This window comes from Mesorhizobium sp. M7A.F.Ca.CA.004.06.1.1 (genome assembly GCF_003999135.1).
Classification (GTDB): domain Bacteria; phylum Pseudomonadota; class Alphaproteobacteria; order Rhizobiales; family Rhizobiaceae; genus Mesorhizobium.
This window is the reverse complement of sequence record NZ_RZPQ01000519.1, coordinates 1-4,265: the sequence shown is the minus strand read 5'-3', so window position 1 is coordinate 4,265 and position 4,265 is coordinate 1. Positions and strand designations below refer to the sequence as shown.

Sequence of the window (4,265 nt, the reverse complement as noted above, 5' to 3'; positions counted from 1 at the left end):
CTTCTTGCACGGGCCCTGCCGGGAACTGGCCCAGGGCCGCCGGGTTCTGCGGCACGACATAGGCGACCTGCTGGACGCCGGGCATGCGATCGCCCTTGGCGGTTGCCGGCACGACCAGCCCCGCGGTCGTGTAGGCCTCGGCCGCCTTGACCGGCTTGCTCGCATTTGCTGGTGGCGGCGCCTGCCAGGCATTGGCGGCCATCACCGCGGGCGCGGCTGGTGCCATCGGTGTCGATCCGGCAAAAGCGGCGGTCGCCGCAGCCGGCTGTGCGGCGGGATCGAGCGGCAGCTCGGCCGTCTGAACGGGGGCGATCCCTGATGATTCCGGCAGCACCGAAACCGTCTCCGGCAGCGGCACGGTGAAACCGGCGTCAGTGCCGGCGACGGTCGCTGTTTCGGTGAGAGCAGGCGCGGACTTCATCTGCGAGGTCGACGTGCAGCCGCTGATGCCGGCGGCGGCCAGGATCACGCCGATCACGATAAGGTTGAGTTTTGCTGGCAAGCCGCGCTCGGGTCCGGTTTGTCGGGTTGTTAAGAAATTCCTTACACCAGCGATTCAGGCCGGGCAATCGGGGCGATCAGGTGGTTTTCGGGTGGCGAGACGCAGGCGGTGATGCCATATTGTTCCGCATATGTACTGGGACCAATCCCGGATTTCGCCACTTTGCGGGAAGGAACGCATCATGGTCACGACAGCTTCGATCACGGCCGGCCACGCAGTGTTAGAAACAGTGATCGGTTTCATGGGCATTGCGTGGAGCGAAAAGGGCCTGATCCGGCTCTGCCTGCCCGAACGCAGCCGCGAAGCGGTGGAGCGGCGCCTGCTGCGCCATGGCGGCGTTTCCAGTGCCACGGCGCAGCCGCCATGGGTGGTCGAGCTGATCGCGGCGATCAAGGCCTATGCGGCGGGCGAGGACATCGATTTCTCCGCCGTGCCGGTCGATCTCGACGGCGTCGACGATTTCCGCCTCGCCATTTACGACGCGGCGCGAAAACTCTCCTTCGGCGAAACCACCACCTATGGCGAGCTGGCCAAAACCGCCGGCCATGCCGGGCTCGCCCGCGAAACCGGGGCCGCCCTTGGCTCAAATCCGGTGCCGCTGGTCATCCCTTGCCATCGCATTCTTGCCGCCGGCGGCAAGATCGGCGGCTTCTCGGCGCCCGGCGGATCGATCACCAAGGAGAAGATGCTGGCCATGGAAGGCGTGCGCGTCGGCCCCCCGCCACCAGCGCAGGTGTCGTTCGGGTTCTGATGTAGGCAGGTGCCTAATTGTTGTAGGCAGGTGCCTAGTTGTTGTGGAAGAACCGCCGGCGGAAATGCCGGTCATTGTCCGGCCGCTTGCAGTTGTAGACCGGGCAGGACTTTGTGTCGGCGCTCGGCACGTAGGCCCGTGTCCTCACCTCGCCCATGCTGCAGAATCGCTGGCTCTGCACATAGCGGTCGTAGAGCGGCAGTCTAGGCACCCGCTTCGACTGGTAGCGCAGGATGACGGCCCCTTGCCGGGCGATCGTCCCCTGAACCTTGCCGCAACCCATACGCGTCGGGTCGTAGCGCGAGATCGCCTGCGCCTGGGCGGCGACAAGCGTGAGGCAGGCGGCAAGCAGAATGATTTTCATGGTCCTCTCCCCCAAGATCCCCTCCCAAGCGGGTGTGGATCGAGCGCCCACAGGCTCCGATCATCGCGACGCTCTCACGCGATTGGGGCGGCCATTGGGCGGCGCCCTCATCACGGCTTTCTCACGCAGTCTTGTTTTTCGTGCGAAAGCAGCCTATATGCCTTCCATTGATATTTCGGCCGATCGATCCGGGCCTCGCGATAATCGCGTTTGCTGACGTCTATCTCCAAAATCTCGATGCACACCGGCTGGACCTCGGTCTGGTCAATCTAAAGCAAATGTGAAGGACTATCTAAATGGCAACTGGAACGGTCAAGTGGTTCAACGCCACCAAGGGCTTCGGCTTCATTCAGCCTGACGCGGGCGGCGCGGACGTTTTCGTCCACATCTCCGCTGTCGAGCGTGCTGGACTGTCGACCCTGGTCGAAGGCCAGAAGATCAACTTCGAGATCGAGCAGGACCGCCGCACTGGCAAGTCGTCCGCTGGATCTCTGAGCAAGGCAGCCTGATTTTGCGATAGCGCGCGCCGGGCGAGAGCTCGGGGCGCGCGGCAAGTCACGGATGTACTGACAGTCGCGCGAGAAGCGCGCTGGAGCGGAAAGACCCGACAAGCTGGATCAGCAGATAGCTGCCAGCCCGGACCGGACGTTCCCGATCAGGCTACCAAGCATGGAAGGCGGGATTTAATCCCGCCTTTTTGCTGTCTGGGGTTAGGTGCTGCAACGGGCGCTACAGTCCCACCGGTGGTACTTTTAGCCTAGTAGTGGTATCATTCGGCCATGACCAAGCTTGAGCAAATTGAAAAATCCGTTGCGGAACTGAGCCCTGAAGAACTGAAGGCGTTTGCTGCCTGGTTCGAAGCGCTTCGGGAGGATATGTGGGATCGGCAGATCGAGGCCGATGCGAAAGCCGGCCGATTGGATAAGCTTGCCGAACAGGCACTGACGGACCATCGCGCTGGTCGGACGCGGCCTCTGTGAATCACGTCGCCTCCCCATCGTTCTGGGAGGCTTACGAAAAACTGCCATCGGCGATCAGAGCAAAAGCGGACAGGCGTTTTGAAAGACTCCGCTCCCACCCTTTTGATCCCTCGCTGCATTTCAAACAGGTCGGACGCTACTGGTCTGCGCGAGTTGACGACAATTACCGGGCTGTTGCCACCCGCACCAACGATGATGTGATCTGGTTCTGGATCGGCACCCATGCGGACTATGATCATCTCTTGAAGTAGCTACCCATCCGCCCACCTGGCGCGGGACAAACTACCCCATCCACTCGATCGGCACATGCCCCGGATCCGCTTCCACTCGGCCAAGCCAGGCCGCCACCGCCGGATAGGCGTCGAGATGGAAGCCGCCCTGCTCCGCCGTATGCGTATAGGCATAGAGCGCGATGTCGGCGACGCTGAGCGTGCTGCCGGAAAAGAAAGCATTGTTTTCCAGATGCCTGTTCATCACGCCGAGCGCCTTGTTGCCGCGCTCCAGCGTCACCGCCAGCCGCTCCGGGGTCGCATCCCCAGCACGTTCGGGGAAGGTCAGCAGCGCCTTGCGCACGGCAATGTAAGGCTCGTGGCTGTATTGCTCGAAGAACAGCCATTGATAGGCAAGCCCACGCTCATACCTGTCCGCCGGCAGGAAGCGTGTGCCTTCGGCGAGATAGAGCAGGATGGCGTTGGATTCGGCCAGCCGCCGGCCATCGTCGAACTCGAGCAGCGGCACCATAGCATTCGGATTCTTGGCGACAAAGTCGGCTTTGCGCGTATCGCCGGTGTGCGAACTCACTTCGACATTGGTAAAGCCAAGGCCAAGCTTGGCCATCAGCAGGCGCGGCTTGTAACAATTGCCGCTGTCGATCATGCCGTAAAGTATCATGGCTGTTCCCCGGAGCACTGTCTCCGCGCGATTATCGCAGCGGCGGCGGTCTCAACCAATGATTTGTTTTGGTACGACGATCAGCGCCGCTGATATGTGAATCGCCGAAAATCTGAGGCCGTTGAAGGGCATGTTGAGATTCAGGTCAGGCCGAGCCGAAAACGGTGGGTTCCGAGAACCGGAGCGGAGCGTACTTAAGTACGTGAGCTCAGTTCTACTGCGTGGCAGTAGAACTAGGGAAGCGCAGGAAGCCGCCGTTTGCAGGCCGGCATCACCTGAATATCGACATGCCCTAGCCAAAGAGGGGCACGACCTTGCTGTCCCGGCCCAGCAGCGCATCGATGACCAGCGGTTTCTCCTCGAATACCGTGCCGGCCAAGGCCGGACGGGCAAGGAGAAAACCCTGCAGCAGGTCGACGCCGCCTTCGAGCGCGACGCGCAGATGGGTGGGCTGCTCGATGCCTTCGACCAGCACCTTGGCGCCGCGGTCATGCAGGCTGGAAACCAGCGGGCGGAAGAACCGTTCGGCGGCAGCGTGGCGGCAGAACTCCGCGAACCAGGTGCCGTCGATCTTGACGATGTCGGGCTTGAGCAGGCTCACCCGCTCCTCGGTCGAGTGCCCGGTGCCGAAATCGTCGATGGCGATGCGGATGCCGTCGCGCCGCATCTCGCGCACCAGCCGCACGAGAAGCGCGTCGTCCGCCGCCTGTTCGGTGATTTCGCAGACCAGCATGGCCGGCGCCAGGCCGAACTCGCCGAGATGCCTGGTCATCAGGC

At 62.5% G+C, this 4,265-nt stretch carries 7 protein-coding genes and 1 pseudogene; 4 read left to right on the top strand and 4 right to left on the bottom strand.

Features of this window, described 5'->3' with window-relative positions; all coding sequences use genetic code 11:
- Positions 1-502 (bottom strand): annotated as a pseudogene (locus tag EN906_RS24790) (lytic transglycosylase domain-containing protein); the annotation flags it as partial.
- A gap of 181 nt (positions 503-683) precedes the next feature.
- On the opposite strand from EN906_RS24790, the gene EN906_RS24785 reads away from it, so the two are divergent.
- On the top strand, positions 684-1,253 hold the full coding sequence (locus tag EN906_RS24785) for a methylated-DNA--[protein]-cysteine S-methyltransferase (protein ID WP_127270432.1): 570 nt from the start codon (positions 684-686) through the stop codon (positions 1,251-1,253).
- A gap of 34 nt (positions 1,254-1,287) precedes the next feature.
- Here EN906_RS24785 and EN906_RS24780 read toward each other — a convergent pair whose 3' ends face one another.
- Positions 1,288-1,617: a hypothetical protein gene (locus EN906_RS24780; RefSeq protein WP_127270431.1), complete on the bottom strand. Its 330-nt coding sequence runs from the start codon at positions 1,615-1,617 to the stop codon at positions 1,288-1,290.
- A gap of 296 nt (positions 1,618-1,913) precedes the next feature.
- Between EN906_RS24780 and EN906_RS24775 the strand changes: the two genes are divergently transcribed.
- From EN906_RS24775 to EN906_RS24765, 3 genes are all read left to right on the top strand, one after another.
- Positions 1,914-2,126: a cold-shock protein gene (locus EN906_RS24775; protein WP_010910991.1), complete on the top strand. Its 213-nt coding sequence runs from the start codon at positions 1,914-1,916 to the stop codon at positions 2,124-2,126.
- Positions 2,127-2,396: 270 nt separating this feature from the next.
- Entirely contained in the window at positions 2,397-2,597 is a 201-nt protein-coding gene (locus EN906_RS24770; RefSeq protein WP_027039317.1) for a hypothetical protein, read from the top strand.
- Complete coding sequence (locus EN906_RS24765; RefSeq protein ID WP_127270430.1) at positions 2,594-2,848, top strand: hypothetical protein; 255 nt, start codon at positions 2,594-2,596, stop codon at positions 2,846-2,848. The genes EN906_RS24770 and EN906_RS24765 overlap by 4 nt, the downstream gene beginning before the upstream one ends.
- A gap of 31 nt (positions 2,849-2,879) precedes the next feature.
- Here the strand turns inward: EN906_RS24765 and EN906_RS24760 are convergent, their stop codons facing one another.
- Entirely contained in the window at positions 2,880-3,488 is a 609-nt protein-coding gene (locus EN906_RS24760; RefSeq protein WP_127270429.1) for a glutathione S-transferase family protein, read from the bottom strand.
- A gap of 292 nt (positions 3,489-3,780) precedes the next feature.
- Positions 3,781-4,265, bottom strand: a 485-nt coding sequence (locus EN906_RS24755) for an EAL domain-containing protein (protein WP_164777331.1), incomplete at its 5' end; no start/stop codon positions are given.